The following is a 618-nucleotide window of genomic DNA, read 5'->3' on the forward strand; positions in this document are numbered from 1 at the left end:
TGATGATTCAGATCGCGACGCCGCCGAGCCGAGCCATCGGCGGTGCCTTCCTGCCTCCCATACGGCTTGCCAAGATCAGGCGCCCGGAGTAGCCGCGAGTCGGGCCCGACCGTCTACTGCGGTTGTTGGCTGCGTACGCGGCTCAGCAGGTGCTCGGTGTAGACCAGCGTCACGCTCAGGGCCACCGGCACAGCAAGGCTCCACCAAGCGCCGTATACGAAGCCGAGGACGACTGTCACCGGCAGCCCCAGTAGCAGCGTGAGGCAGATCGCCACAGCGAGGGGCGGCATGTCATCGTCGGCGTCTGCCGACGGGTCTGGCGACCTGGGAAGGTCGGGATGGGGAGCGGGGAGGTCGACGAAGACCTGCAGCAGCTCAGACTGGGTACGGGCCGTCTGGCACGCGGCCCGCCGCTGCTCGTACTCGGCATGGTCCAGCCGCTCGGCGGCGAGATGCTCGTCGAGAGCCTCGTGCGCGGCCTCGCGCTCCGGCGTGCCGATCCTCAGGTCGGAAGCGGATTCGTCTAGGTTCTGGACGAGCTCCTCGGAGTTGGTCACTGGCTGAGGGTAGGGCAAAGTTTTGATCATCCGCGGGACGAATTTGCGACCCGAGATGTCC

At 66.8% G+C, this 618-nt stretch carries 1 protein-coding gene; it reads right to left on the reverse strand.

Annotated elements, in window-relative coordinates:
• Window positions 1–113 precede the first annotated feature (113 nt).
• Window positions 114–618, reverse strand: a 505-nt coding sequence (locus Vqi01_RS30435; RefSeq protein ID WP_204038569.1) for a DUF1707 SHOCT-like domain-containing protein, incomplete at its 5' end; no start/stop codon positions are given.

This window comes from Micromonospora qiuiae, from assembly GCF_016863555.1.
Lineage (GTDB): Bacteria > Actinomycetota > Actinomycetes > Mycobacteriales > Micromonosporaceae > Micromonospora > Micromonospora qiuiae.